The organism is Gryllotalpicola sp. CP2-P1, from assembly GCF_057512245.1.
Map to the genome: position 1 here is coordinate 1 of NZ_JBLRDT010000385.1, position 1226 is coordinate 1226.

The following is a 1226-nucleotide window of genomic DNA, read 5'->3' on the forward strand; positions in this document are numbered from 1 at the left end:
CGCGCCGCGCCACGAGGTGGAGGTGGAGTTCCTCGACGCGGCGTGAGCCGGGGGTCTGCACGTCACCCCGAGGCGCTTCGTACAAAACTCCGCGAGTCGGACGAATTGGACGATCGGCCTCGGGGGACGTGTGCGTCCGGCGCGCTCGAAGCGTGTGAGGTGGCCGGGCGGCGCGCAGGCCGCACGCGCGGCGCGCTCGGGCGGCACCGGGCGGCACCCCGGCGACGGGGTCAGTCGCGCGAACTCAGCACCTTGTTGGTGTTGCTGACCCCGCCGTCGTGCGACGTGAGGGCGATCTTGCCGCCCGTCACCGCGACGTCGAACGCGAAGGAGACCTGCGCCGTATTCTGGAACTGCCCGAGGTTCGGGTCGCTGCCGGTCGCGACCACCTCGCCGTCGGCGCTCGAGCTCACGCGCATCGTCGTGGCATCGAAGGAGAACCGGGGCGCCCGGGTCAGCCGGTACGTCACCGACGTCTCGGCCGTGAGGTTGAAGACGTTGCGGACGCCGTCGGCGATGGGGCACCCGCTCAGGCTCGGCTGGGCGAAGCATCCGCTCACCGTCTTCGTCGCCTGCGCGACAGACTGCTCGCCCAGCTTGCTCGTCGGCTTCATGCCGAGCGTCACCGCCGCAGTCGCGCCGGTGACGGCGACCGTGCGCGGCACCGGGCCGAACAGGCCGCTCGTGTCGCCGAGCGCGAAGGTGTAGCTGCCCGGCAGCGCCGGAACCGCGAGCTTCCCGTCGCCGCTCGGCAGCGGCAACGACGACCCGTTCACCGACAGCGCGTCGGCCTGGCCGTCGCTCGCGACCGTCACGTCGACGCGCGCGAGCGGCGCGTTCGTGATCTGCCAGCTCGGCGCGGTGAGGAATCCGCGGCGGACGAGCGCGAGCTCGACGCGTGCGGTGCGCCGCGTGCCGTGCTGGGTGTAGGCGATGGTGCCGGATGCCTCATCGCCCGTGCGCCGGAAGGAGCGCGCCTCGACCTGAGCGATGCCGCGGTCGGCCTTGCCGTAGACGGCGTCGCCGAGCAGCAGCCCGTTGGGCACGCTGTCGGCGGCAGTGCTGGTGAGTGCCAGTGCTTCCTGCGCCTTGCCGTCGGCGAGCAGGCGCCAGAAGCGGGTCGCCGTCTGCGCCGGGTCGGCGGGGCGCTGCAGCTGCGCCCAGCCGATGACCGCTGCGGCGACCACAGCGACGGCGACGGCGATCGCCGCGACGACCCAGGGCGC

1 protein-coding gene is annotated in these 1226 nt (G+C 73.2%); it reads right to left on the minus strand.

The window, feature by feature from the left end; translation table 11 throughout:
* Positions 1–230 precede the first annotated feature (230 nt).
* Positions 231–1226: hypothetical protein (locus tag ACM2XV_RS15415; protein ID WP_487027586.1), on the minus strand; the 996-nt coding region annotated here is incomplete at its 5' end.